22 protein-coding genes are annotated in these 25,323 nt (G+C 62.8%); 7 read left to right on the top strand and 15 right to left on the bottom strand.

The genetic code is table 11. From position 1 onward, the window contains the following. Positions 1 to 20: 20 nt before the first annotated feature. Genes JI748_RS02270 through JI748_RS02260 form a run of 3 tightly spaced genes read right to left on the bottom strand, consistent with a single transcriptional unit; the run spans position 21 to position 2,394 of the window. Positions 21 to 1,190 carry a CCA tRNA nucleotidyltransferase gene (locus tag JI748_RS02270; protein WP_201634657.1) on the bottom strand — a complete coding sequence of 390 codons (1,170 nt, stop codon included), beginning with the start codon at positions 1,188 to 1,190 and terminating at the stop codon, positions 21 to 23. Further along, positions 1,187 to 1,804, bottom strand: a complete 618-nt coding sequence (locus JI748_RS02265) for a CoA pyrophosphatase (RefSeq protein WP_201634654.1) — start codon at positions 1,802 to 1,804, stop codon at positions 1,187 to 1,189. The genes JI748_RS02270 and JI748_RS02265 overlap by 4 nt, the downstream gene beginning before the upstream one ends. A 41-nt stretch (positions 1,805 to 1,845) precedes the next feature. Beyond that, a complete protein-coding gene (locus tag JI748_RS02260) occupies positions 1,846 to 2,394 on the bottom strand; it encodes a GNAT family N-acetyltransferase (protein WP_201634651.1) in 549 nt (182 codons plus the stop codon). 330 nt (positions 2,395 to 2,724) lie between these two features. Between JI748_RS02260 and JI748_RS02255 the strand changes: the two genes are divergently transcribed. After that, the gene (locus JI748_RS02255) at positions 2,725 to 3,684 is read left to right on the top strand and encodes a glutathione S-transferase family protein (protein WP_201634648.1); all 960 of its coding nucleotides are present in this window, start codon (positions 2,725 to 2,727) and stop codon (positions 3,682 to 3,684) included. A 106-nt stretch (positions 3,685 to 3,790) separates the two neighbouring features. On the opposite strand, the gene JI748_RS02250 is transcribed toward JI748_RS02255, so the two are convergent. Beyond that, the gene (locus JI748_RS02250) at positions 3,791 to 4,264 is read right to left on the bottom strand and encodes an NUDIX domain-containing protein (protein WP_201634646.1); all 474 of its coding nucleotides are present in this window, start codon (positions 4,262 to 4,264) and stop codon (positions 3,791 to 3,793) included. Positions 4,265 to 4,377: 113 nt separating this feature from the next. Between JI748_RS02250 and JI748_RS02245 the strand changes: the two genes are divergently transcribed. Further along, positions 4,378 to 5,268, top strand: a complete 891-nt coding sequence (locus tag JI748_RS02245; protein WP_201634643.1) for a metallophosphoesterase family protein — start codon at positions 4,378 to 4,380, stop codon at positions 5,266 to 5,268. Positions 5,269 to 5,347: 79 nt separating this feature from the next. Here the strand turns inward: JI748_RS02245 and JI748_RS02240 are convergent, their stop codons facing one another. After that, on the bottom strand, positions 5,348 to 6,007 hold the full coding sequence (locus JI748_RS02240; RefSeq protein WP_201636964.1) for a glutathione S-transferase family protein: 660 nt from the start codon (positions 6,005 to 6,007) through the stop codon (positions 5,348 to 5,350). 65 nt (positions 6,008 to 6,072) lie between these two features. On the opposite strand from JI748_RS02240, the gene JI748_RS02235 reads away from it, so the two are divergent. From JI748_RS02235 to murD, 3 genes are all read left to right on the top strand, one after another. Then, positions 6,073 to 6,441, top strand: coding sequence for a DUF2200 domain-containing protein (locus JI748_RS02235; protein ID WP_201634640.1), 369 nt, complete (start codon positions 6,073 to 6,075; stop codon positions 6,439 to 6,441). A gap of 63 nt (positions 6,442 to 6,504) precedes the next feature. Next, the gene (locus JI748_RS02230) at positions 6,505 to 7,836 is read left to right on the top strand and encodes a hypothetical protein (protein ID WP_201634637.1); all 1,332 of its coding nucleotides are present in this window, start codon (positions 6,505 to 6,507) and stop codon (positions 7,834 to 7,836) included. After that, positions 7,826 to 9,115: a UDP-N-acetylmuramoyl-L-alanine--D-glutamate ligase gene (murD, locus tag JI748_RS02225; RefSeq protein WP_201634634.1), complete on the top strand. Its 1,290-nt coding sequence runs from the start codon at positions 7,826 to 7,828 to the stop codon at positions 9,113 to 9,115. The genes JI748_RS02230 and murD overlap by 11 nt, the downstream gene beginning before the upstream one ends. Here murD and JI748_RS02220 read toward each other — a convergent pair. The 3 genes from JI748_RS02220 to JI748_RS02210 form a co-directional block, all read right to left on the bottom strand. Beyond that, positions 9,112 to 10,812 carry a hypothetical protein gene (locus JI748_RS02220; protein WP_201634631.1) on the bottom strand — a complete coding sequence of 567 codons (1,701 nt, stop codon included), beginning with the start codon at positions 10,810 to 10,812 and terminating at the stop codon, positions 9,112 to 9,114. The genes murD and JI748_RS02220 overlap by 4 nt on opposite strands. A 549-nt stretch (positions 10,813 to 11,361) precedes the next feature. After that, positions 11,362 to 11,886 (bottom strand): MgtC/SapB family protein, encoded by a 525-nt coding sequence (locus JI748_RS02215; protein WP_201634628.1) that lies wholly within the window; start codon positions 11,884 to 11,886, stop codon positions 11,362 to 11,364. A 68-nt stretch (positions 11,887 to 11,954) separates the two neighbouring features. Beyond that, a complete protein-coding gene (locus tag JI748_RS02210) occupies positions 11,955 to 12,113 on the bottom strand; it encodes a hypothetical protein (protein WP_164534498.1) in 159 nt (52 codons plus the stop codon). A gap of 125 nt (positions 12,114 to 12,238) precedes the next feature. Here JI748_RS02210 and ade point away from each other — a divergent pair, with 125 nt between their 5' ends. Together ade and JI748_RS02200 are read left to right on the top strand one after the other, a co-directional pair. Next, on the top strand, positions 12,239 to 13,942 hold the full coding sequence (ade, locus tag JI748_RS02205) for an adenine deaminase (protein ID WP_201636962.1): 1,704 nt from the start codon (positions 12,239 to 12,241) through the stop codon (positions 13,940 to 13,942). Beyond that, positions 13,939 to 15,567: a CocE/NonD family hydrolase gene (locus JI748_RS02200; protein WP_201634625.1), complete on the top strand. Its 1,629-nt coding sequence runs from the start codon at positions 13,939 to 13,941 to the stop codon at positions 15,565 to 15,567. The genes ade and JI748_RS02200 overlap by 4 nt, the downstream gene beginning before the upstream one ends. A 124-nt stretch (positions 15,568 to 15,691) precedes the next feature. Here JI748_RS02200 and JI748_RS02195 read toward each other — a convergent pair whose 3' ends face one another. The 7 genes from JI748_RS02195 to JI748_RS02165 form a co-directional block, all read right to left on the bottom strand. After that, the gene (locus JI748_RS02195) at positions 15,692 to 17,881 is read right to left on the bottom strand and encodes a malate synthase G (RefSeq protein ID WP_407644942.1); all 2,190 of its coding nucleotides are present in this window, start codon (positions 17,879 to 17,881) and stop codon (positions 15,692 to 15,694) included. 40 nt (positions 17,882 to 17,921) lie between these two features. Next, complete coding sequence (gene guaD, locus JI748_RS02190) at positions 17,922 to 19,223, bottom strand: guanine deaminase (RefSeq protein ID WP_201634619.1); 1,302 nt, start codon at positions 19,221 to 19,223, stop codon at positions 17,922 to 17,924. After that, entirely contained in the window at positions 19,220 to 20,446 is a 1,227-nt protein-coding gene (locus JI748_RS02185; protein WP_201634617.1) for a urate hydroxylase PuuD, read from the bottom strand. Before JI748_RS02185 ends, guaD begins: the two co-directional genes overlap by 4 nt. Positions 20,447 to 20,662: 216 nt before the next feature. Further along, positions 20,663 to 21,748 carry a BMP family ABC transporter substrate-binding protein gene (locus JI748_RS02180; RefSeq protein WP_201634615.1) on the bottom strand — a complete coding sequence of 362 codons (1,086 nt, stop codon included), beginning with the start codon at positions 21,746 to 21,748 and terminating at the stop codon, positions 20,663 to 20,665. 54 nt (positions 21,749 to 21,802) lie between these two features. Further along, positions 21,803 to 22,726 carry an ABC transporter permease gene (locus JI748_RS02175; protein WP_201634612.1) on the bottom strand — a complete coding sequence of 308 codons (924 nt, stop codon included), beginning with the start codon at positions 22,724 to 22,726 and terminating at the stop codon, positions 21,803 to 21,805. Next, complete coding sequence (locus JI748_RS02170) at positions 22,727 to 23,812, bottom strand: ABC transporter permease (RefSeq protein WP_233280591.1); 1,086 nt, start codon at positions 23,810 to 23,812, stop codon at positions 22,727 to 22,729. Next, complete coding sequence (locus JI748_RS02165) at positions 23,809 to 25,323, bottom strand: ABC transporter ATP-binding protein (RefSeq protein ID WP_201634611.1); 1,515 nt, start codon at positions 25,321 to 25,323, stop codon at positions 23,809 to 23,811. Before JI748_RS02165 ends, JI748_RS02170 begins: the two co-directional genes overlap by 4 nt.

Below are 25,323 nucleotides of genomic sequence, written 5' to 3'. Positions count from 1 at the left end.
AGGGCGTCCCGCGGGGCGCCCTAAATTTTTGCGAGCAGTTCTTCGGTGGTCAACGAAAACCCGCTATCGACCCAGATGCGCTCCAGCTTTTCGAGGGTCGCGCCAAGGGCCGGACCGGGCTGCATGCCCTGCGCCAGGAGATCCTTGCCGCTGACCGGCAATGGCGAAACGGGAAGACGGCCGAGTTCGCGTGCCGCTTCCATCAGCCGCTCGCGTGGCCAGATCTCGCGGGCGGCCGCTAAAGCCAGGCCTTCCACGGCATCTTCGCCATAGCGATAAGCAGCCCAGCCGGTTTTGCCCTCTGCAAAGAGGTCGGCGGCTCGGGCAATGCTTGTGGCTGTGTCGACCAGCGCGTTGGACAGCCGCCAGTCTTCGCGAAGAGTCTCGATGCTGTCACCGGCAAGAAGGGCAAGACGCGTTTCGAGGCGTTTTCCGCCCAGGCTTTCGTATTGGACGAGGGCGCGGAGGGCGGCTTCATCGGCCGCAATCAGCCCGATTTCGGCCATGACCGCCAGGGTGCGGGCAACGTGCGGCAGCGCCAGCATGCGGATCATCTCGCTGCCGACACGCTCGCGCGAGAGATGACTGAGCCAGCCGACCGCAGCGCGGCAGGCAGTCAGACCCTCGGCGTCGAAGAGCTCGCCGCCATGGCTCGCGGAAAAGCGGAAGAAGCGATAAACGCGCAAGCCATCTTCCTCGATGCGCTTTTCGGCATCGCCGATAAAGCGCACGCGGCCGTTGAGCAGGTCCCCTGCCCCGCCCAGCGGGTCGAACAGGGTGCCATCGGCAAGGCAATAGAGAGCGTTGAGGGTAAAGTCGCGCCGCTCGGCATCAACGAACCAATCGGTGCCGAAGGCGACTTCGGCGTGGCGGCCATCGGTTGCGACATCGCGGCGGAGGGTGGTGACTTCGACCACGGTGTCATCGAGCCGCAGGGTCACCGTGCCATGCTCGATGCCGGTTGGATAGGCAGCGATGCCGGCGGCCTTGGCCCGTTGCATGACGGCGACCGGCAGGAGCTCGGTGGCCATGTCGATATCGGAATGTTCGCGGGTGCGGCCGATCAGGCTATCGCGCACCACGCCGCCGACGGCTCGCGTGCGGCCCTGGTCGCCGTCGAGAGCGGCAAAAATCGCCTGCACCGCCGGGCGATGGAGCCATTCGGCATCGGTGAGCCGATCGGGGATCATGCGGCAAGGCCCAGCGTCAGGTCGCGGAACTGGCGCGTGAGATTGGCGGTAATGCCCCAGATGCGATGGCCGTCATGGTCGATCTGCCAGGTCGAATGCGCCTTGCCATTGCGGCTGACACTGAAGCGCCCATAGGCGGCAGAATCGAGAATGCGGCTCAGCGGCACTTCGAAGACGGAGTGGACTTCGCCCGGATTGGGCACGAAGGGACCGCTGGGGAAGACTTCGGCGACGACGGGCGTGATCAGGTAATTGGTGCCGGTATAATAGGTCGGCATGAAGCCGAGCACGCGCGCTTCTTCGGCCAGCATGCCGACTTCTTCATTGGCCTCGCGCAGGGCGGCGGCGGCCGCATCGGCATCGTCGCGATCGACCTTGCCGCCTGGAAAAGCGACTTGCCCGGAATGGGCGCGCAGGTCCGGTGAGCGCTCGGTGTAGAGCACGGTGTGGCCTTCGGGGCGGCGGACAAGCGCGATCAGCACGGCGGCGGGTACGGGCGGCCGAGAGAATGGGGTCTCGGGGATCCAGTCGGGCACGAGTGTGCCGACATGTTCCGGCGGCTTCCGAAGAAGCCGCTGGGCAAGATTTTCGAGAATGTCGGTTTGATCTGGCATGTGGCCCAAATGTAGTTGAGCCTACAACCGGCGCAAGTCGGCTACGCGCCTGCCTCGAACGCTGCGATCGGGCCCTTGAGGGTTTTGGCGAGGTCCTTGTCGTCCGAAAGCAAGAGGACGCGGCTGGTGTCGACCGGACCGGGGAACTGGATGTTGCCGGGCGTGGTGATTTCCCAGCCGAGCGGGCAGTAATAGTCCTGGTCACCGACCAGGAGGACGAACTTGCCTTCGCCGCGGGCCAAAGCGCGCTTGCTGACTTCGCGGGCGAGGAGCTTGCCGGCGCCGCGCTTGCGGAAATTGGGGTGGGTGGCGAGCGGGCCGAGCATATAGCCCTTGATGCCGCCGACGCTGATCGGGGTCATCCAGACCGAGCCGGACGGGGTGCCGTCGACTTCCGAAATCAGGCTGAGCGACGGGTCGATCGGAAAGCGCTCCCGCACCCGGAAAGCGGTGCGGGCAAAGCGGCCCGGCCCAAAGGCAATGGCCTGCAGGTCCTCGACAAAGGCATCGTCGGCGGGCGTTGCGAGCCGCACATAGGGTTGACCGGACAGAGGGGCAGCAGCGGCCTCGGCCGCACCGGAAATGGTCATTGGGCAAATCCAGAAAAGGTGTGCAGGAGCATTCGCGGCCGCCTTTTGGCTTCCGCATCTAACGACCAACTAGGGTCGTCGGTTCGCTTGCAAAACCTTCACCATCCTGGACGCCTCCACGTCTGAATCCGCATTAGCACCAGCGCGGGCACGCGTAAACAGGAATGCGAACTGCATGGCTTCTGTGCTCCATTTGCGCAACGGATTGTTGCTTTTCTGCGCGCTTTTCCTCTGGGCTCGGGACGCCTAGCTCTTGGGCATGGCAACTTCGGCGCGCCGGGAAGGTTGACCCCGCAATGCCGACAGCAAGATGACGAGAAAGGCCCCAAGATGGGACAATTGATCGACGGAAAATGGTCGAGCCAGTGGTACGACACCAAGAATACCGGCGGCAAATTCGTTCGCTCGCAGGCCGGTTTCCGCAACTGGGTGACCGCTGACGGGTCGGCCGGCCCATCCGGCGAAGGCGGCTTCAAGGCCGAAGCCGGGCGCTACCATCTTTATGTGTCGCTCGCCTGCCCCTGGGCGCATCGCACCCTGATCTTCCGCAAGCTCAAGAACCTCGAAGGGCTGATCGACGTCTCGATCGTGTCGCCGAAAATGCCGGACGAAACAGGCTGGAGCTTCAAGAAGGACGAAGGCTCGACGGGCGACCTGCTGCTCGGCAAGGATCTGCTCTGGCAGGTCTATACCGAAGCCGAGCCGGAATATTCAGGCCGCGTCACGGTGCCGGTGCTGTGGGACAAGCAGAAAAAGACCATCGTTTCCAACGAGTCCTCGGAAATCATCCGCATGTTCAACTCGGCCTTCGACGAGCTGACCGGGAACACGGACGACTATTATCCCGAAGCGCTGCGCCCCCGCATCGACGAGATCAACGCCCGCGTTTATGACGACATCAACAATGGTGTCTACAAGGCCGGCTTTGCGACGTCGCAGGAAGCCTATTCCGAAGCGGTGACCAAGCTTTTTGCCGCGCTCGACTGGGTCGAGGGGCTTCTCGGCGACAATGCCTATCTCACCGGCGACAGCATCACCGAGGCGGATTGGCGGCTGTTCACGACGCTGGTGCGGTTCGATGCAGTCTATGTGGGGCACTTCAAGTGCAACCTGCGCCGGATCGCGGACTATCCGAACCTCAGCCATTACCTCAAGGCGCTTTACGAGGTTCCGGGGGTCAAGGAAACGGTCGATCTCGACCATATCCGCACGCACTATTACTGGAGCCACCCAACCATCAATCCGCACCGGATCATCCCGATCGGGCCGGAGCTGGAGTTTGTGGGGTAAGACCCCCACCCGGCCTCCCCCTTTAGGAGGGGGAGGAGCAGCGCTGGTGGTCTTGGCTCGATGGTGCGCCTCCCCCGCCTTACGGGGGAGGTGGGGTGGGGGTCGCTCAGTACCCCCAGACCTTCCGCTTTTCCACGCCGTCGAAATATTCATCGATCCTTTGGCTCGTCGCGGGCGTTAATCCCTCCGGCAAGGCGCGGCGGTCGAACCAGCCGACTTCGGCGATCTCGAAATTGCCCTTGTGCTCGAAGGCTTGTTCGAAGGCCGTGCAGACAAAGAAGGCGACGTGGTCGCGATTGGTGACGGAACTGGAATTGTGATAAAGCCCGAAGAGCTGCATCGCCCCAACGGGTTTGAAGCCCGTTTCTTCTTCCATTTCGCGCGCGCCGGCTTCCTCGAAGGTTTCGCCCGGGCCAACGCCGCCGCCGGGAAACTGCCAGCCCGGAATGTGGCGATGGCGGATCAGCAAGACCTTGTCGCCGTCTACCGCCATGACGCGGGCGCCAACGGTCATGCGCAGCCAAACGCCCTTGAGCGTCAAAAACACCTTGGCGCGCACGCGCTGGAAGCGATTCATCATGGGCCGGGCTCCGTGTTCAGCCTCACCGCTATCAGAGCTTGGCGCCCGACAAAATCGGCCACGCGCACGATTGACCGTTTTCTTGATCTAATCCTTCTGGCAAAACCGCGGCAATGATTACTCTCGCCCATATTTCAGACATCCATCTTTCGCCCCTGCCCCAGATCCGCGTCGGCGATCTGGTCGGCAAGCGCCTCACCGGCTATCTCAACTGGAAGCTCAAGCGCCACGGCGAGATGAATGTCGAGACCCTGGCCCGGCTCGTTGCGCATATGCAGGAGCAGAAGGCCGACTTCACCGCCGTCACCGGCGACATGACCAACCTGGCGCTCAAGAGCGAAGTGGTTCGCGCCGGCAAGTGGCTCGAAGACCTAGGCGACAGCGAACGCGTCGCCATCTGCCCGGGTAATCACGACGCCTATGCCATTGGAGCGCTCGAACAGGCCCAGGAATCCTGGGGCGATTACATGAAGGGCGAGACGCTGGAAGGGGAAGCTTTTCCCTTTGTGCGCCGCGTCGGCGAACTGGCCATCGTCTCCTGCTCCAGCGCCGTGCCCATGCCGCCCTTCATCGCGGCGGGGCGGTTCGAGGAAAAGCAGGCGAGCCGGCTGGCACGGATGCTGAAGCTTTTGGGTGATGCCGGATACTTTCGAGTCGTCCTCATCCATCATCCGCCCAATGCCGAGCTACAGCACCCGTCCTTTGGCCTGCGCGGTCATCGCATCTTCCGTCAGGTAATCGCGACCGAAGGCGCGGAGCTGATCCTTCATGGCCATACGCATCGCTCCTCGATCCACCACATCCCGGGCAAGGGGCACGAAGTCCCCGTGATCGGCGTGGCGGCGGCCAGTGCTGCGCAGGGCGGGACGCTCGACGATCCGGCGCGCTACAACCTATTCCGCATCGAAAAGGCGGGCGAAGGCTGGGAATGCACGATGCGCGAATTTGGCTTCCAGCGGCTCGGCGCCGATATCGTCATGCGCATGCAAATGCGGATTTACTGACCAAACTTGCTTTAGACCTCATGGTGAGCCTGTCTAACCACGAGGTCGGGCTCACTAATATTGCCACGAAAAGCTGAACTTAGTCGAACGTGTCCGTTGGTTCCCCCGAATACAGTTCGGCCTGCGCCGCATAGGCACGTTGATAGGCAGGGCGGGCTTCGGCGCGGGCGACATAGGCTGCAAGGGTTGGGAATTCGGCAAGCAGCCAGGTGTCGGCGCGCCGTAAGACCATCACCATCATCAGGTCGCCGGCGGTAAATTCGCTTTCCAGCCAGTCGCGGTTGCCAAGATAGTCCGCCAGTTCCTTGAGACGCACACGGATCCGGTCCTCAAGGAAACCAAAGTGCGCCGGACTGTGCCAGGGCTGTCCCGGATCGGTAAAGTCGGCTTGCTCGCGTTCGACGATCGGCGGTTCGACGGTGCTCAGCGCCGCGAACATCCAGGTGATGGCGCGGGCACGAGCATCAGGGTTGGTTGGCAGCAGACCGGGGTGACGCTCGGCGATGTGAAGGATGATGGAGCCGGACTCAAAAAGCGTCAGCCCGTCCTCCTCGTAGGTGGGGATCTGCCCGAAGGGGTGTCTGACGCGATGCTCCGCCTGCTTCATCTGCTTGAACGAAACGAGGTCGACCTCGTAATTCTGGCCGACCTCTTCGAGTGCCCAGCGCACGCGCGTGTCCCGCGCCATGCCCTTGCCGCCATCGGGCGACCATTTGAATGCGGTGATCTTGGGTGTCATCATCGTCTCCATTGTCGTCTTCCTGAAGACGAAGGATAATGGGTGGATCAGACATGGAGGCCACCATGAACAATGCCAGTGAACGCATCCGCAAGACCAGCGTCGCCAGCATCTATGTCCACTATGTCGCCAAGGCCGAGCGCCGGGGCAGGACCAAGGCGGAGGTCGACGAGATCATCGGATGGCTAACCGGGTATAACCAGCAGCAGCTGGAACGGGTGCTGGCCGAGAAGATCACGTTCGATGACTTCTTCGCTCAGGCCCCGCGCCTCAATCCGGCACGCTCCTTGATCACCGGCGTGGTCTGTGGCGTGCGGATCGAGGAGATCGAGGACCCGTTCATGCGCGAGGTCCGCTATCTCGATAAGCTCATCGAAGAGCTCAACAAGACGCGGCCGATGTCCAAGATCCTGCGGGCGCCGGTGGAGGCTTAGCGGCACCCACTCCCACCGTGCGGGCAAATCACCTATATGGGTGGCACAGCCAGCGAGTGCCCCGTGACCGAATTCTTCCGCATCGAGCGTCCTTATTTCGACCCCGCCGCTAGCGAGGCGCGCTTTTTCTATAGCCTCAACGATCTGAGCTTTACCGAAGTCCTGACCTTTCCGACGGTCCCGGACCTTGCGGCATCGGAGAGCGCTGCCTTTGAAAAACTGCTGGGCCTGACCGCGCTGGTGCTCGGCGTGAGCTACTTCAAGCTGCGCGCGCCGCTCAGCATCGAGGCGCCGGATATCCCGCTGACGGAGGCGGAACGTGCCTTTGTGATCGACGTCTACGAGAACGGCCTCGGCGAATTCTATGCCCGCAACGAGCTGGCGCGGTTCGGCAAGTTGACGCTTTCGGCGCCCGATGATGCGCAGCCGCGCAAGGACGCGATCGACCTGCCGGAACGAACCCTGTTGCCGATCGGTGGCGGCAAGGATTCGCTGGTGAGCGTCGATCTCCTGACCCATACCGGCGTGCCGTTCACGCCTTTTGCGGTCAATCCCAAGGGCCCGATCCTGTCCTCGGTCGAGGCTATCGGCACCGACCCGGTTTATGTCACCCGCACGCTCGATCCCGAAATGATCCGTCTCGGCAAGGAGCCGGGCTTCTATAACGGCCATGTTCCGTCGACGGCGATCAACTCCATGATCGCGTCGCTTTGTGCCCTGCTGTTCGGCTACGACCAGATCGTCCTTTCCAACGAGCGGTCTGCCAGCGAGGGCAATGTGGTCTTCGACGGCCGCGAGACCAATCACCAATATTCCAAGTCGCTCGGTTTTGAACTCCTGATCGGCGATACGCTGAGCAATGCAACCGGCGGCGCGCTCAAGTATTTTTCGCTGCTGCGACCCTATTCGGAAGCGCGCATCGCCTCGCTTTTCACCAAGGAGCGCAAGTTCGACAGCGTCTTTTCAAGCTGCAACCGCAATTTCCGGCTGACGGGGCATGATGGTGCGCTTTGGTGTGGCGTTTGCCCTAAATGCCATTTCGTCTTCCTGATCTTTGCGCCCTTCATGGCCAAGGATCGGCTCCTGCGCATCTTCGGCAAGAACCTCCTGGACGAGCCCAAAAACGAGCATTCGTTCCGCGAACTGGCGGGGCTTACCGGTCAGAAGCCCTGGGAATGCGTGGGCGAGATCCTTGAAGCCGCGGCATGCTTTTATACGCTCAGCCGCCATGCCGATTGGCATGAGGATGCGGTGGTGAAGGCGGTGAAGGCCGACCTTTTCGCGCAATACGGCGAGGAAAAGCTGCAGCTGGCCATGGCCGAATGCCTGACCGACAGCCACGATCATCACATTCCGCCGGCCCTCGCTGCCAAGGTGTCCGCCTATGCGGTTTGACGCGCCGGTCCTTCTATACGGCGCCGGGCGCGAAGCTGCGTCCACCCGCGCTTTTCTTAAAGCAACGCAGCCGGAACTCAAGGTTTTCGTGACCGTCGACAGCGGCACGGCGGACATTGCCGATGCCGAACAGATCGCGCCTGCCGAGCTTCCTTCTGCCATTGCCGAGCGCCGCTTCGGCACGATCGTCAAGAGCCCGGGGGTTTCGCTTTATAAGCCGGTATTTGAAACCGCGCGCAATGCCGGCGTCGCGATCACCTCCAACCTCAACCTTTGGGGCGCCACCTATCGGCACGGCCGTACCGTGATCGCTATCACCGGCACCAAGGGCAAGTCGACCACCGCAACGCTGACCCACCTGATACTGGCACGTTCGGGCATCGATACGGGCCTCGCCGGCAATGTGGGGCTGGCGCCGCTCGATATCGCCGACAAGCATGCCGTCGTGGTGTTCGAGCTCTCGAGCTACCAGACCGCCGACATGAACTTTCTGCCCGATATCGCAGCGCTCACCAACCTTTATCCCGAGCATGTGGACTGGCACGGCAGCGTCGAGCGCTACTACGCCGACAAGCTCCACCTCGTCGATCGCGACGGCAGTTTTGCCGTGGCGCTAGGCGCTGCCGCACGCGGCAATGCGCTGGTGGCCCATGCCGTGCGCGACCATCGCCGGCTGCTGCGCGACCTCACTCCGGAAGAAGAGCGCGCGATCGAACATGCCGCCAGTCACTCTCGTTTGCGCGGCGCGCACAATCTCGACAATGCCCGGCTTGCCGCGCAGATCGCGCTGGGTGCTGGCGCGACGCTCGATGGCATTTTGCAGGGCATTGCCGCCTTCCGGCCGCTACCGCATCGGCTGGAAGAACATGTCTTCGGCACGATGACAGTGGTCAACGACTCGATCTCGACGACGCCGGAAGCCACCAAGGCGGCGCTGGCGGCCTACCCTGCCCGTCGCATCGCACTGATCGCGGGTGGCCACGAACGGCAGCAGGACTATGCCGAGCTGGCAACGCTTCTGGCGCAACGCGGCGTGACGACATTGGCGACCTTGCCGGTAACCGGCGCCCGGCTGGCTGCGGCCTGCCGCGAGGTGGCGCCGGACATCGAGATCATCGAAGCCCCCGATCTTGATGCTGCGCTGACACAGCTAGCGCAGCGCCGTTCGCGCTTCGACACGATCATTCTGTCGCCGGGTGCGCCGTCCTACAACCAGTTCAAGAATTTCGAGGAGCGCGGCGCGCTGTTCGTCCAGCGTTGCAAAGAGCTTTTCAGCTAGAAGGCGCTGTTGAGCACGGCGGGTGGCATGCCCGCCCCGAGCAGCGCCGTGCGGATATCGCGGATCAGGCCTTCATCCGTGATGCGCTTGCGCAACTGGGTCAAAACGCCATTGGCCCGAAAGCTGGGTACTTCCAGCACCCGCGGCAGATAGCTTGTAACGAGCTCCTGGTCGCCGATGCCCTGAGCCGCCATGACGGTAAGAATTGGTCCAAGCTCACGATCGGCTTCGGCATAGCCGCGCGCATAGATCGAGGCGACACTGAACTTGCCGTCGCGCAGGGCCTTAAGCGCCGGCACGATGAGATACCACGATGGCGGATTGGGTGCGCTGTTGATCGCGAGGCTTGCAAGCGGCTCCGCGTCACCGAGCTTACCGATCAGGGCGAGGTGACGGGCCCGTGCTGCCAGCGTATCGGAATTGGCGGGATTGAGTTGGAGCGCAGAACTATAGGCGGCTTCGGCGCCCGCATGGTCGCCGATATGCTCGAGATAGCGCGCTCGCTGCTCCCACACAAAGCCCGAAACGGGCGACAAAGCGACAGCCTCCGCCAGCGCTTCGCCGGCAAGGACAAGGCGCTCGCTTTCGCCAGTCTCGAGCGTCGGCTCGATCAAGCCTTCAACCTCGAGGCTTGCTGTCGCCGCGAGCGCCTGGGCGGCTTGCTGATCCACGTCCGGCAAAGCGGCGTAACACCGCTGCGCCTTGTCAGCGGAACTGGCATATGCGCGCTCGCGATAAAGGTCAAAAAGAACCCGGCAGAGATAAAGGCTCTCACGACCATCGATCGCATTTTCTTCCGTGAGCAGCGCCCGGGCGCGCCGATGCAGAGGTCCACGAGGACTGCCCAAGGTGCGGCTCAAAGTGCCCGAGACGCTGTTGAGCAGCTCAGGATCGGCAAGGCGCTCTGGACCAACGGCAACAGCCTTGTTCCAGACCACGACATCACTGGCCGCTTCGGTCAGGATTGCGCTGAACTGCAGCCCACCCGCCTCTCGCCGGACGATGCCGCTTAGCACATAGTCTGCTTTTACGTCCGCGCGTCGCTCGCCATAGACCACCCGCAGCGACTCGAATTGCTCTAGATCGGTGACCAGCTCGACAGCGAGCCCTGCAATAACGCCCACATCCGCCACTGCCCCTGTCAGACTTTGCAGCTCCATAATGGAAACCACAGGAGGCGGTACAGGATTGCGATTTGACGCAATGTTGGCCTGCCGCTGCAGAAAAAATGATGTTGCAAGTGCTGCCGTGGCAAGCACTGCCGTCATGACGGCAAGAGCAATCCAGGACGTGCGAAAATCCCAACTCTGCGCGGCGGGAGGAGGTTGGGCGGACTGAGGAAGAGCCGGCGCTGGCTCGAGCCGGACAAACTCGGGGACATAGCGCCCGGTGGGCAACTCGATCCGGATTGCCTCGCCAGAACCGGGCCCAGCATAATATTGCTCCAGCAAGGCGCGAAGCCGCCGCGCCTGCACGCGCACGATCGGATCGGTTTGCGGGTCAAAATTCTGGGGTCTGCCGAACACATCGACCGCAATGGAATAAGCCTTTATGGCTTGCACGTCGCCCCGCTGCCGCCGCTCCACGATATATTGGAGGAACCGTCCGAGCTGCGCAGAGCGCGCCATCTCAGGATAGGCGAGTATCCGGCTCAGCGCCTCTGCAATCTCCGAATCTGTCGGTTCGCCATCGGACACAACACCCCTCCGTGCCGGTCCATTACGCGCAATTTACATGTAAAACGCAAGCGCGGGTTACATGGCGTTACCCATGCTTGCCTTCCAATCACGTCCGCCCGCCTTCATATCGGCCACGTCGATGTTGCGATCGTCACAACCGCGCTGTTAGGCCCAGCGCGATCCTTACCTGAACAAGATTTTCGAACGCGCGCCGGATTGCCCGCGGCGAACGGGTCTGCCTTTACCGGGGAAAGACCAGTTGGCACGGCCATCAGAGCCGGTTCGACCTGATGGGCGACTTGTGCGCCCCACACTTGGCATGCGCCTGCGTCCACAGGTTGCATGCCTTCGGTGGAGAGTGACGCTGCAAGGGTTTTCGAACCCTCTGCATTCCCAAGTGTCTCTCTCCGCCACTGAATAACCGGCGTTTTGCACCAACGCCGGCTATGGTGCGGGCTCCCTCCTGGCCCGCGCTGGAGAGCACGGCAGCGACTCCTCCCGGTCGCAGTCGTACGGGGGGAGAAGCACACCGAGGCTGCGTGATGTCCCTCTGCGCAGCCTACGCGACTAAACTTGCTTCTCCCCGCGGCTCGCCGGAGCGCCATCGTCGGCGCTGCGACGCTTGTGCAGGATGCCATGGGAAAAGACGCGCAGGGCAGCAAGCACCACAACGGCCAGAAGCGCAGTCGCTCCTGCAATCACGTAATGACCAAGCGCCGTGGCAAGGCCCACTGCTCCCGCCAGCCACATGCCGGCGCCAGTCGTCAGCCCCTGCACCCCGCCACGGTCGCGAAAAATCGCTCCTGCGCCGAGGAAAGCAATGCCCGCCGTCACTGCCTCTACGGCACGGATCGGATCGGCCTGGGAGCCATTCCCAGTGTCGATGGTGTGGAAGATTTCGAAGCCAAGAATCGTGAAGAGTGCCGCAGCAACCGCGATCAGGATATGCGTGCGAAGGCCTGCTTCAGCGGTGTTGATCTCGCGCTCAAAACCGATGATGCCACCCAGCAAGGCGGCGATTACCAGCCTGATCAGAATGATGTGCGTGGGAAGATAGGTCTCTACCAAGCCGAAGCCGTTGCCCACATCCATGGCTGCAATCCGGGTTTATGACGCTTTGGTCACAACCCGGATTGCGATCCATAGTTCCGGGATTTGGCCTAGCTGGGGTTGGGCTGCATCGAGGTATAGATCATGAAGATGATGGCAAAGAGCACCACCACGCCGACCAGCGAGAAGATCAGCACGCGCAGGTTCATCTTGCGCGGACTGGCCTGTCGCACTTCGGTCGTGTTCTTGTTGGGATCGTAGGTTTCCATTGTGACGCTCCGGGTAAATATCGGAAAGGGGAACGTGCGCCGATTGCCGCGGTTCCGTGCCGCCACTTGACGCGGCCCGTGGCACAGCCGAGTCTCGGACCTGTCCTTTCAAGAGTGGTGCCATGATGCGTTCCGAGCAGTTGACGAAGATGATCATGGCTGGCCAAGGCAAAGTGCCGGCCGATCTGGTCATCCACAATGTTGGGCTGCTCGATGTTATTACCGGCACAGTGACCACTACCGACATCGCGGTGGTCGGCGATCGCATCGTCGGCACGCATGCGCATTACGACGGCGCGACCACTATCGACGGCACCGGCCGGTTCGCCGTGCCGGGCTTTATCGACACGCATCTGCATATCGAATCCTCGCTGGTAACGCCGCTCGAGTTCGACCGCTGCGTGCTGCCGCATGGCGTGACAACGGTGCTTTGCGATCCCCACGAGATTGCCAATGTGCTGGGCGCCGAAGGCATCCGCTATTTCTTAGATTGCGCCGAACGCACGGTCATGGATGTGCGGGTCAACCTCTCCTCCTGCGTGCCGGCGACGCCGTTCGAGACCGCCGGAGCGCGGCTCGAAATCGACGATCTTCTGCCCTTCCGTGCGCATCCCAAGGTGGTCGGCCTCGCCGAGATGATGAACTTTCCCGGCGTGCTCAATGCCGATCCGGGCATCATGGCCAAGCTGCTTGCCTTTCAGGACGGCCACGTCGACGGTCATGCGCCGCTGCTGCTCGGCACGGCGCTTAACGGATATCTTGCCGCCGGCATTCGCACCGACCACGAGGCGACGAGCGCAGCGGAGGCGCGCGAAAAGCTCGGCAAGGGCATGGCGATCCTGATCCGCGAGGGCTCAGTCTCGAAGGACCTCGAAGCCCTTGGCGAAATTCTAGACGAAAACACCTCGAGCTTCGTGGCGCTCTGCACCGACGATCGCAATCCGCTCGACATCGCCGAGGAAGGGCATCTCGACTCGTCGATCCGCCGGCTCATCGCCATGGGCCGCCCGCTGCACCATGTCTATCGTGCCGCCAGCCACTCGGCCGCGCGCATCTTCGGGCTCAAGGATCGCGGGCTGCTGGCGCCCGGCTGGCGCGCCGATATCGCCCTGCTCGACAGTCTCGAGAATTGCCGCGTCTCTGACGTCATCGCTGCCGGCCGGCTGGTGACGCCCGAACTGTTCAAGGCGCGGGAGGACGTTGCACCGGTCGGGCTGACCTCGATGAAAGCCATGCCGGTCAACGCGGATGTCTTCGTCACCGAAGCCAAGGCCGGACAAAACCGTGTGCCGGTGATCGGCGTCAAGCCTGGCCTGATCTTGACCTTCCGGGAAGAAGCAGCGCTCGCCTCGAACGAAAAAAGCTTGCAGCCGGACCTCCAAGCCGACGTCATCAAGGTCGCCGTTATCGAGCGGCACGGCATCAACGGCAATATCGGCCGCTCCTTCGTCACCGGCTTCGGTCTCAAGCGCGGCGCCATCGCGTCGTCGGTGGGCCACGACAGCCACAACATCACGGTGGTGGGCACCGATGACGCCGACATGGCGCTGGCGGTCAATCGGCTGATCGAACTTGGCGGTGGCTTTGCCGTAGCCGATGGCGGCGCCGTCACCGCTGAACTGGCTCTGCCGATCGCGGGTCTCATGAGCCTCAAAAGCTTTGAAGAGGTGGCGCACGACCTCCACCACCTCCGCGACGCCGCCAAGGCACTTGGCTGCGTCCTGCCGGAGCCGTTCTTGCAGGTGGCGTTCCTCGCCCTGCCCGTCATCCCACATCTCAAGATGACGGATCGAGGGCTCTTCGACGTCGACAAGTTCGACTTCGTATGAGCCTTTCCTCGCTCTATCTCGCCTGGCTCGAAGACCTCCCGCCGCGGCTCAATAGGGTGCGCAAGACGCGCGGCATAAGCCTTGCCATGGCCGACGGCGTGGTGCTGAAAACCGACCATTATGCGCCTAAGGTCGCGGGGCCGCATCCGACCATCCTGATGCGTCTGCCCTATGGACGGCGCGGTTTCGGTCCGATCGCCGAAGCCTATGCCGAACGCGGTTTTCACGTCATCATCCAGGCCTGCCGTGGCACCGAGCGTTCTGGCGGTGAATTCGACCCCTTTGCCAACGAGCGTGCGGATGGGCTGGCGACACTGGACTGGATCAAGGCGCAGCCCTGGTTCGATGGCCGCATCGGTCTCACCGGCCCGAGCTATCTCGGCTATGCGCAATGGGCAATTTCGGATGCCCTTCCCCCGGTGTCGGCGCTGGCGGTAAAGGTCACAACCGCCGATTTCCGGCCGGTGGTCTTTCCCTCCGGCGCCTTTCACCTCAATCTTTGGCTGTCGTGGCTGCAGGTCATCGATGGCCTGCGCAACCGTCCACTGGCAACGGCCGCCCGCATGTTTTCCGGCGATATCGAGCGGCGCACCGAACGCGCGGCGAAAACACTGCCGCTGCTCGAAGCGGACAAGGTGGTGGCCGGGCACAAGGTACCGTTCTGGCGGCACTGGTTCGGCAATGCCATCGGCAGCGATACGTTCTGGACGGAGCTCGACCACCGCCATCGGCTTAACCCAACGACCCCGCCGGTGCATTTCATCTCCGGCTGGTACGACTTCATGGTCGATCCGCTTCTGGCCGACTACCAGCGCCTGGTCGAGCTCGGCCACCGGCCCTATCTCACCATCGGCACCTGGTTCCACATCGCCGAGGAGCTGCAGCGGGACAATCTGCTCGAAACCATTGTCTGGATGCGTGCCAAGCTGATGGGCGACGAGAGCGGCCTGCGCGAAAAGCCGGTGCGGCTCCATGTTTCCGGGCGCAATGAGTGGCATGAATTCGACCGCTACCCGCCTGGAGGCGGCAAGGCGCAAAGCTGGCGCATCGGCCCGGATCGGGCGTTGACTAAGGGGGATGACGTCAGCGCCGGCAGCGACCGGTATCGCTATGACCCCGGGGACCCGACGCCCAACCTGGGCGGCGCCATCTTTGCCTTTACCGGCGCCGGGGCGGTCGACAATGCGCCGCTCGAAGCGCGCAAGGATGTGGTGACCTTCAGCAGTTCCGTGCTGACGGAAGAAGTAACCATGATCGGTCAGGCCAAGGTCACCCTGCGGGCTAGGGCCGCATTGCCGCATGCCGATTTCTTTGTGCGGCTCTCGGATGTTGGGGCGGACGGCATATCGCGAAATATCTGCGATGGCTTTGTTCGCTTGACGCCGGAAACGCCGGTCGATGCCGGCGGCTGCTGGACCGTGAACCTGCCTCTTCACGCCATGGCGCACAGTTTCCTTCCCGGCCACCGCCTACGCCTGCTGATCGCCTCCGGCGCGCATCCACGCTACGCGCGCAATCTCGGCACCGACGAGCCGATCAATACGGCAACGGCGATGGTGGCTAATGAGGTCGAGGTTTTGCACGAGGGGCTGGAGCTGGTGCTGCCAACGTATCGGCTGGATTAGCCCCCACCCAACCTCCCCCGTAAGGCGGGGGAGGAGCACCATCGGGCTTAGACAGACATCTCTGTTTGTCCACCGGCCGACTCCTCCCCCTTCTGCAGGGGGAGGCGGGGTGGGGGTGTGCCCGCTATTGCGCCAGCTTTCCCGCTTCCCTTGCCTTGACCTTACGCCGGGCGGCATGCAGCAGCGGTTCGGTGTAGCCGCTGGGCTGGTCGGCGCCGTGGAGGGCGAGGTCGAGTGCGGCCTGGAAAGCAACCGACTGGTAGTTTTCGGCCATCGGACGGTAGATCGGATCGCTTGCATTCTGGTCGTCGACCACGGCGGCCATGCGCTCGAAGACCGAGGTCACCTCGTCGCGGCTGACGAGGCCATGGCGCAGCCAGTTGGCGACCGCCTGCGAGGAAATGCGGCAGGTGGCGCGGTCTTCCATCAGGCCGACATTGTTGATGTCCGGCACCTTGGAACAGCCGACGCCCTGCTGCACCCAGCGCACCACATAGCCCAGAATGCCCTGTGCATTATTCTCAAGCTCGCGCGTGATCTCCTCGCGGCTGAGCGAATAGGGCACCTGCACGGGCATGGAGAAGAGGTCGGAAAGCGGCGGCAGCGGCTGGTTGTGGCGGCGCTTTTGCGCTTCGAAGACGTCGACCTGATGGTAGTGCAAAGCATGGAGCGTCGCGGCGGTCGGTGATGGCACCCAGGCGGTGTTGGCGCCGGAATTGGGATGGCCGATCTTGGCGTCCATCATCGCCGCCATATCGTCGGGCCGTGCCCACATGCCCTTGCCGATCTGCGCCTTGCCGGAAAAGCCGCATTGTAGGCCGATCAGGACGTTGCGATCTTCGTAGGAGCTGATCCAGCGTTCGCCCTTGATCTCGTCCTTGCGCAGCACGGCGCCGGCTTCCATAGAGGTATGGATTTCGTCGCCGGTGCGGTCGAGAAAGCCGGTATTGATAAAGAAAACGCGGGCGCGCGCCTCGTAGATCGCGGCCTTGAGGTTAGCCGAGGTGCGGCGCTCCTCGTCCATGATGCCGATCTTGATGGTGTTGGGCGCAAGATCGAGGATTTTTTCGACCGAGCTGAAGATGGCGCAGGCGAAGGCGACTTCTTCCGGCCCATGCATCTTGGGCTTGACCACATAGATGGCGCCCGTGCGCGAATTGTTGCCCTTGTCGTGGAGGGCGCAGAGGGCGGTGAGCGCCGCGTCCATCAGCCCTTCGCCGACCGGCTTGCCATCAAGCAGCACGGCGTCAGTGGTCATCAGGTGCCCCACATTGCGCACAAGGAGCAGTGAGCGGCCCTTGAGCGTCAGCGGCTCGCCGTCGACATCCTTATAGCTGCGATCATCCTTGAGCGTGCGGGTGACGCTCTTGCCCCCCTTTTCGAACGTGTCTTGGAGCGAGCCATTCATGAGGCCCAGCCAGTTGCGATAAACGCCGACCTTGTCCTCGGCATCGACGGCCGCGACCGAGTCCTCGCAATCCTGGATCGTGGTCAGCGCCGCCTCGACGATCACGTCGGAAAGGCCCGCAGCATGTGCCGCCCCGATCGGTGTTTTGGGTGCAATGACGAGAATGGCGTGAAGGCCATTGTGGCGAAGGACGATCTCGCCATTCTCTTCGGTCCCGCCATAGCCGACAAAGGCCGACGGGTCGCGGAGACCGGTGCGGCCTGCTTGCGTGTCGACGGCGAGCATGCGCGTCTCGCCGTTCTTGACCACGTGATAGCCGGTGACGTCCTTGTGGCTGCCGGCGGCGAGCGGAAAGGCCTCGTCGAGGAACTGGGCAGCGCGGGCGACAACCGCTGCGCCGCGGGCGGCATTATAGCCCTGCCCCGGCGCCAGATCGCCGTCGCGGCTGATCACATCAGTGCCGTAGTGTGCGTCGTAAAGCGAACCCCAGCGCGCATTCGCAGCGTTGAGGGCATAGCGGGCATTGCTGACCGGCACGACCAGCTGCGGACCGCAAAGGCTCGAGATTTCGGGATCGAGGCCAAGCGTCTCGATCGTGAAATCAGCCGGTTCGTTGACCAGGTAGCCGATGTCGCGCAGGAAGAATTCGTAGCCCTGCGGATTGCTGCTGACCGGACCATAGCGGCGGTGCCAGTCGTCGATCTTGCCCTGAAGCTCGTCGCGCTTCGCCAGGAGACGGGCATTGGTCGGGACGTGTTCGGCCAGCATGGCGGCAAAGCCAGACCAGAACTGCTCAGCGGTGATCTTGAGGCCCGGCAGCGCTTCGCGTTCGACAAAATCCACCAGCATCGGGTGCACGGAAAGGCCGGATTTCGTCACGTAGCTGGTCATGGATTGCCTCAATATGCGAACTGCTGCTCAAGCTTTAGGCCATTGTGGCGGTTTGTCACAACCCGCCTAAAGTGGACTTCGCCCTTGCGCCAGCCACATAGACTTCGACAACGGAGCGGTCGTCGCCCAGCGTTTGCAGCACGAACAGCTCTTCGGCAAGGCTCGATACCGTCGGCTGCCGCATGCGCATGGTGGGTGTCGCATAAGCATCGAGGACGATGAGATCGGCGGCGCATCCCGGAGCGATCGAACCGATGGTCTCTTGGAGCCCGAGCGCCTGGGCATTGCCGCGCGTCGCCATGTGGAAGGACGCGAAAGGATTGAGCCGCTGGCCCCGCAACTGCAGCACCTTGTAGCCCTCGTCGAGCGTGCGCAGCATGGAAACGCTGGTGCCGCCCCCGATATCGGTGGCAATGCCGGTGCGGACGCCATGCTTGATCAGCCGCTCGCGGTCAAAAAGGCCCGAGCCCAAGAAGAGATTGGAGGTCGGGCAGAAAACGGCGACAGCGCCGGTGTCGGCCAGAACGCCGGTCTCGCGGTGATTGAGGTGAATGCAGTGCCCCAGCAATGTCTTGGGGCCGAGCAGGCCAAAATCCTCGTAGATGCCGGTATAGTCGGCGGAGCCGGGGTAAAGCTCCATGGAATAGGAGATCTCGGCGTCGTTTTCGCTGAGGTGTGTCTGCACATAGGCTTGCTTATGCTCGGCCACCAGAGCCTGCGCCGCTTCCATCTGCGCGGGGGTGGAGGTGATGGCGAAGCGGGGCGAGATCGCGTAAAGCCCGCGGCCGACGCCGTGCCATTTTCCCAGCAGCGCCTTGCTGTCATCGTAGCTCGATTGCGCGGTATCGCAGAGCCCTTCGGGCGCATTGCGATCCATCATCACCTTGCCGCCGATCATCAGCATGTTGCGCCGCTGCGCTTCGGCAAAGAAGGCGTCGACCGAGCGCGGATGGCTCGAGCAATAGGCGACCGCCGTGGTCGTGCCATGGCGGATCAGCGCATCGTAGAAGTCGACAGCGACCGCATCGGCATGGCCCTGCTGGGAAAACTTCTGCTCTTCGATGAAGGTATAGGTGTTGAGCCATTCGAGCAGCGAACCGGCATAGGCGGCCATCATCTGCGACTGCACATAGTGCACGTGGAGATCGATGAAACCCGGCAGGATCAGGTGCGGCCTGTGGTCGATAATCTCGGCGCCCTGACGCTCGGCGGCGGCAAAGTCGCCGACCGCCACGACCTTGCCATCCTCGATGCTGACCGCTCCGTCTTCGAGATAAAGGTAACTGGCTGCGTCTTCGAGGCCTTCGGGCGCGCGGTGAAAGCTCAGCACCCGGCCGCGCAGGATCGTCCGGCTCATAAAGCCGAGCCTTCGCGATACCACTCAACCAAAAGCGCCCGTTCCGCATCGGTCATCTCGGTGACATTGCCGGGGGGCATGGCATGGCTCCACCCGGCCTGCATGGCGATCTGCGGAGCATGGTTGGCGATCGCTACGTCATTGTCGAGGATGACATTCTTGGGCGCCTGGTAGACGCCATCCCAAACCGGTTCGGCCGTGTGGCACATGGCGCAGCGCGTCTGCACCGTGAGGCTCGCCTCGGCAAAATGGGTTGCGGCCATGAAGCGCTCGCCGGTGGCACTGGCCAGGTCGGGCGTGTCTGCGCCGGGCAGTTTGGGCGAAGTCGAAAGCCAGGCGATCACCAGCATGATGACGGCAGCAGCGGCCCAGGTCCAATGCGGATTGCCCTTCCGCGCGTGGCGGGTGTTGAAATAGTGGCGGATGACGACGCCGACCAGGAAGATCAGCGACGCAATGATCCAGTTCCACTGCGTGGCGAAGGCCAGCGGATAGTGCGACGAAAGCATGAAGAAGATGACGGGCAGCGTCAGGTAGTTGTTGTGGAGCGAGCGCTGCTTGGCGATCTTGCCATATTTGGCGTCCGGCACCCGCCCGGCCTTGAGGTCGGCGACGACGATCTTCTGGTTGGGGATGATGATCATGGCGACATTGGCAGCCATGATCGAGGCGGTGAAGGCGCCCATATGGAGCATCGCCGCGCGGCCGGTGAAGAGCTGCGTATAGCCCCAGGCCATTGCGGTAAGGATCACGAACAGGACAACCATCAGCCCGTTCTGCGAATTGCCCAGCGGCGACTTGCAAAGACGGTTGTAGACGACGAAACCAAGGACGATCGAGCCCATCGAGATCAGGATCGCGGCCCAATTGGGCACGTCCAGCACATTGCGGTCGATGAGGTAGATGTCGGCGCCGACATAATAGATCAGCACCATCAGCATGAAGCCGGAAAGCCAGGTCCAGTAGCTTTCCCATTTGAACCAGGTCAGATGCTCGGGCAGAAATTCGGGCGCCACCAGATATTTCTGGATGTGGTAAAAGCCGCCGCCATGCACCTGCCACTCTTCGCCATGCGCCAAAGGCGGCAAGCTCGGTGTCTTGCGCAGGCCAAGGTCGAGCGCGATGAAATAAAAGGACGAGCCGATCCAGGCAATGGCGGTCACCACGTGCAGCCAGCGCACGGCAAACATCGCCCATTCGTAGAAGATTGCCAGATCGCCCATAGTGTCCCCCTACTTCTAGCAATATCGCAACCACTGGACCATTCCCAAACTCGATTGTCACCCCGGCGAAGGCCGGGGGCCCATCCTGAGATCTGAAGATGGATCCCCGCCTGCGCGGGGATGACACCGAGCGTGTGTGAGATTTCGCGATTGCCGAAACCTCACAGAAAAGGGGCGGGCCTACACCCGCCCCCTCATTGGTTCATTCAACCAGCATCAAGCCGGCTGTTCGACGCCTTCGACATACCAGTCCATGCCGAGGAGCTCGGCATCGGTCATGACCACGCCGGCAGCGACGCGTTCGGTGCCCGTATTGTCGTTGATCGGGCCGGTGAAGATGTGGAACGAGCCATCGATCTGGCCGAGGCGAACCTTTTCGGCGTCGGCGACGACATCGGCGGGGACCTTATCATTGTAGGGGCCCATCTGGACAACGTCTTCCTTGAGGCCTTCCCAGGTATTGCCCGGCTCCCAGGTGCCGTCGATCACGGCCTGGGCCGAGGCCAGGTAGTGGGGACCCCAGTGGTCGATGATGGCGGTGAGCTGGGTTTCGGGAGCAAACTCGCTCATGTCGGCACCCTGGCCGAAACCGCCGACGATGCCGCGCTCGGCTGCAACCTGCAGCGCAGCGGGGCCGTCGGTGTGCTGGGCAACGATGTCGATGCCCTGGTCGATCATGGCGCGGGCAGCGTCTGCTTCCTTGGCCGGGTCGTTCCAGGTCGAGATATAGACCGGCTTGACGGTGAAGTCGGGGTTGACGCGGCGGCCGCTCAGCGCCAGCGCATTGATGCCCATGATCACTTCAGGGATCGGGAACGAGCCGATGTAGCCGGCCTTGCCGGTCTGGGACATATGGCCGGCAATGGTGCCGCAGACCGCGCGGCCTTCATAGAAGCGCGCGTTGTAAAGGCCGATATTGGGCCCGCTCATATAGCCGGTGGCGTGTTCGAAGGCGACGTCGGGGAACTGGGAGGCAACCTTGACCACCGAGTCGCCGAAGCCGAAGCTGGTTGCAAAGATCAGCTTGCAGCCCTGCTGGGCCAGTTCGCGCAGCACGCGTTCGCAGTCCGGGCCTTCCGGAACGTTTTCGACATAGACGGTCTCGACGGCGTCGCCGAGCGCTTCCTCAACGAAAATGCGGCCCTGGTTGTGGGCATAGTTGTAGCCGTTGTCGTTGATCGTGCCGACATAGATGAAGCCGATCTTGAGCTTTTCCGCCTGCGCGAAAACGCCCTTACCGAGCAGCGGCAGAGCCAGGGCGGCCCCACCGACCCTGACGAAATTACGACGTGAAATAGTCATGTGTTCTCTCCTGAACAGTTTTTCTTTTCGATTGAGACGGTCATGGGCGCCGCCTCAATTGCTGGGCAAGAACGGCTTGCCGAGGCAGGCCGGTGCATTGGTGGTCGCGTCGCGCCGGATCGAAATCAGCACGAGCACGGCGATGGTGGCGAGGTAGGGCAAGGCGGCCCAGAGCTCGGATGGGATGATGCTGAGCGGCCCGCCGCCGGCTTTGGCATAAAGCTCCATGGTCATGACGAGGCCGAAGAGATAGGCGCCGGCAAGCAGGCGCAGCGGCTTCCACGAGGCGAACACCACGAGCGCCACGGCGATCCAGCCGCGTCCCGCGGTCATCCGTTCGGCCCATTGCGGGGTGAGCAGCAATGGAAAGCACGCCCCGGCAATGCCGGCCATGGCGCCGCCGAACATCACGGCGAGATACCGCACGCCGATCACCGAATAGCCGATGGAATGGGCCGACTGGTCGTTCTCGCCTACCGCCCGCAAGATCAGCCCGGACCGGGTGCGGTGGAGGAAGTACCAGGTCGCCGCGACCATGAAGAAGGAGAAATAAACCGGGAAGGAATAGCCAAAGACCACCCGGGCTATGGAGTGAGTGGCGAGTTCGGCGGGAAAGAGAGGCTGCATCAGCGTGATCGGCCGCGCCGAATAGGACGAGCCCGCCAGCGCGGAAAAACCGGTTCCGAAGATGGTGAGCGCAAGTCCGGTCGCCGTCTGGTTGGCCGAAAGCGACAGCGTAAGAAACCCGAAGATCAGCGACGCGGCGGTGCCCGCCAGCGCGCCGCAGAGCAGCGCCAGGTACGGGTTGCCGGTGTGAAACTGCACGACGAAGCCGGCAATGGCGCCGATCAGCATCATGCCTTCGACGCCGAGGTTGAGGACGCCGGAGCGCTCCACCACGAGCTCGCCCAGAGCAGCGATCAGGATCGGGGTCGAGGCGCCGACAACGGTCACCAGAATGGCAAGGGTGATGTCCATCTATGCAGCCCCCGCCGAAGTCTGCGGCACGACGCGGCGCAGCCTGTAATTGATGAGGATGTCTCCCGCGAGCAGGAAGAACAGCATCATTGCCTGGAAAATGCCGGTCGCGGCATTGGGCAGGCCTATCGTGGTTTGCGCCACCTCGCCGCCAACAAAGGTGATGGCCAAAACGATGCCGGCAAAGATCACGCCGAGCGGGTTGAGGCGGCCGAGAAAGGCCACGATGATGGCGGTGAAACCATAATTGGTGGGAAAGCCCGGCACCATGCGCTGGAACGGCCCGGCCACTTCGAGCATGCCGGCGAGCCCCGCCAGGCCACCGCTGACCAGCATCGCCATCCATATGGTCTTGTTCTGCGAAAACCCGCCGTAGCGCGCGGCGTGCGGCGCGGCACCGACAACGCGCATGCGATAGCCGAAGATGGTGCGGGTCATGACGAACCAGGCAACCAGCCCAACCAGGATGGCGATCGGCACGCCCAGATGCACGATGGTGCCCGGAATAATGGTGGGCAGCCGCGCCGCTTCGGAAAACAGTCGCGTCTGCGGAAAACCCATGCCCATCGGGTCCTTCCAGGGCGCGCGGATCAGATAATAGATCAGCTGCACCGAGGCATAGGTCAGCATCAGCGAGGTCAGGATTTCGTTGACGTTGAGGCGCGTCTTGAGCAGCGCCGGAATGGCGGCATAGGCAACGCCGCCCAGGACGCCCGCGATCAGCATCAGCGGCAGGATCCACCAGCCGGTCATGCCATAGGTGGCAAGGGCGACGCCGGTGGCCGCCAGACCACCCATCACATATTGCCCCTCGGCACCGATGTTCCAGACATTGGCGCGGTAGGCAATCGAGAGCCCGACGCCGATGATGATCAGCGGCGCGGCCTTGATGCCCAGATCCTGCCACTTGTAGGCATTGGTCAGCGGGGTCAGGAAGATTTCGCGCACGGCGCCGACGCCGTTATAGCCGATCAGCGAAAAGATGATGGCGCCGACCACCATGGTGAGGAGCACCGCGGCGACGGGCGTGGCATAGACCATCAACTGCGAAGGTTCGCGGCGCTTTTCGAGGCGGAACTGCATCATGCCGCTTCCGCTCCATGCACGCCGCCCATCAGCAGGCCGATTTCTTCCACGCTCACATCCTTGACCGGCCGCGCCGGGCTCAACCGGCCCATATTGATCACCGCCAGCGTGTCGCTCAAAGCGCGCAATTCGTCGAGGTCCTGCGAGATGACGACGATGGCCGAGCCGGCGGCCGCAAGATCGACCAGCGCCTGGTGGATGGCGGCCGCGGCGCCGGCATCGACGCCCCAGGTCGGCTGGCTGACCACCAGGACCGAAGGCTTTTGCAGGATTTCGCGGCCCATGATGTATTTCTGGAGATTGCCGCCCGACAGCGACCCTGCCATCGAAGCCGGCCCCAGGGCCTTGACGGCAAAGTCGGCGATGACCTTGCCCGTATAGGTTTTTGCGGCACCCGAATTGATCAGGCCCATCACCACCATGCCGAGCCGGTCGCGGGCGGTGAGCACCGAATTGTCGGACAGCGAAAACTCGCCCACGGCCGCATGGCCATTGCGCTCTTCGGGCACGGCGCAGAGCCCGTTGCGGCGGCGTTCTGTCGTGTCCATCATGCCGATGCCAAGCCCATCGATGGTGATCGCTTCGCGATCGTCGCCGCGGATTTCACCGGAGAGGGCGTCGAGCAAGGCGTTCTGGCCATTGCCGGCAACACCGGCAATACCGAGGATTTCACCGGCTCTGACGGTGAAACTCACGCCATCGACCGGCACGTCGAAATGCCCGGCCTTGACCGTCGAAAGCTGGCTGACCACGAGCTTGGGCGGGCCGAACGCGCGGCCTTCAGCCTTGACGATGTCCTTGAGCCCCGTGCCGATCATCTTCTCGGCCATGGAGCGCGATGTTTCCTGCTTGGGATCGCAAGTGTCGACCAGCTTGCCGCCGCGCAGGATGGTCGCCGTGTCGCAGAGCGCTTTGATCTCGTGGAGCTTGTGGGAAATATAGAGGATCGAGCAGCCCTCGGCGGCGAGCTTGCGCAGAACGGTAAAGAGTTGCACGACTTCCTGCGGCGTCAGCACCGAAGTCGGCTCGTCCATGATCAGGAGCTGCGGCTCGAGCAGCAGCGCGCGCACGATCTCGATGCGCTGCCGCTCACCAACCGACAGCGTTGCCACGGTGCGGTGCGGATCGAGAGCCAAGCCGTATTGGTTCATCACGGCGCAAACGCGCGCCTCAAGCTCGCGCGACGGGATCTTGCTGTCCATGCCGAGCGCAATGTTTTCGAGCACCGTCAGCGCCTCGAACAGCGAAAAATGTTGGAACACCATGCCGATGCCCAGCTTGCGCGCGGCCTTGGGGTTAGGCACGACAACCGGAGCGCCGTTCCAACGGATTTCGCCGGCATCGGGCTGCATGATGCCGTAGATCATCTTGACGAGGGTGGATTTGCCCGCACCGTTTTCGCCGAGCAGCGCGTGAATTTCGCCGGGCTTGACGCTGAACGACACGTTGTCATTGGCGAGGACGCCAGGAAACCGTTTGGTGATGCCGCTCAATTCGAGCCGATCGGGCAT

The sequence above is a fragment of the Devosia rhizoryzae genome, from assembly GCF_016698665.1.
GTDB classification, from domain to species: domain Bacteria; phylum Pseudomonadota; class Alphaproteobacteria; order Rhizobiales; family Devosiaceae; genus Devosia; species Devosia rhizoryzae.
The sequence above is the reverse complement of the archived record's forward strand: the minus strand, read 5'-3'. Positions and strand labels throughout refer to the sequence as shown.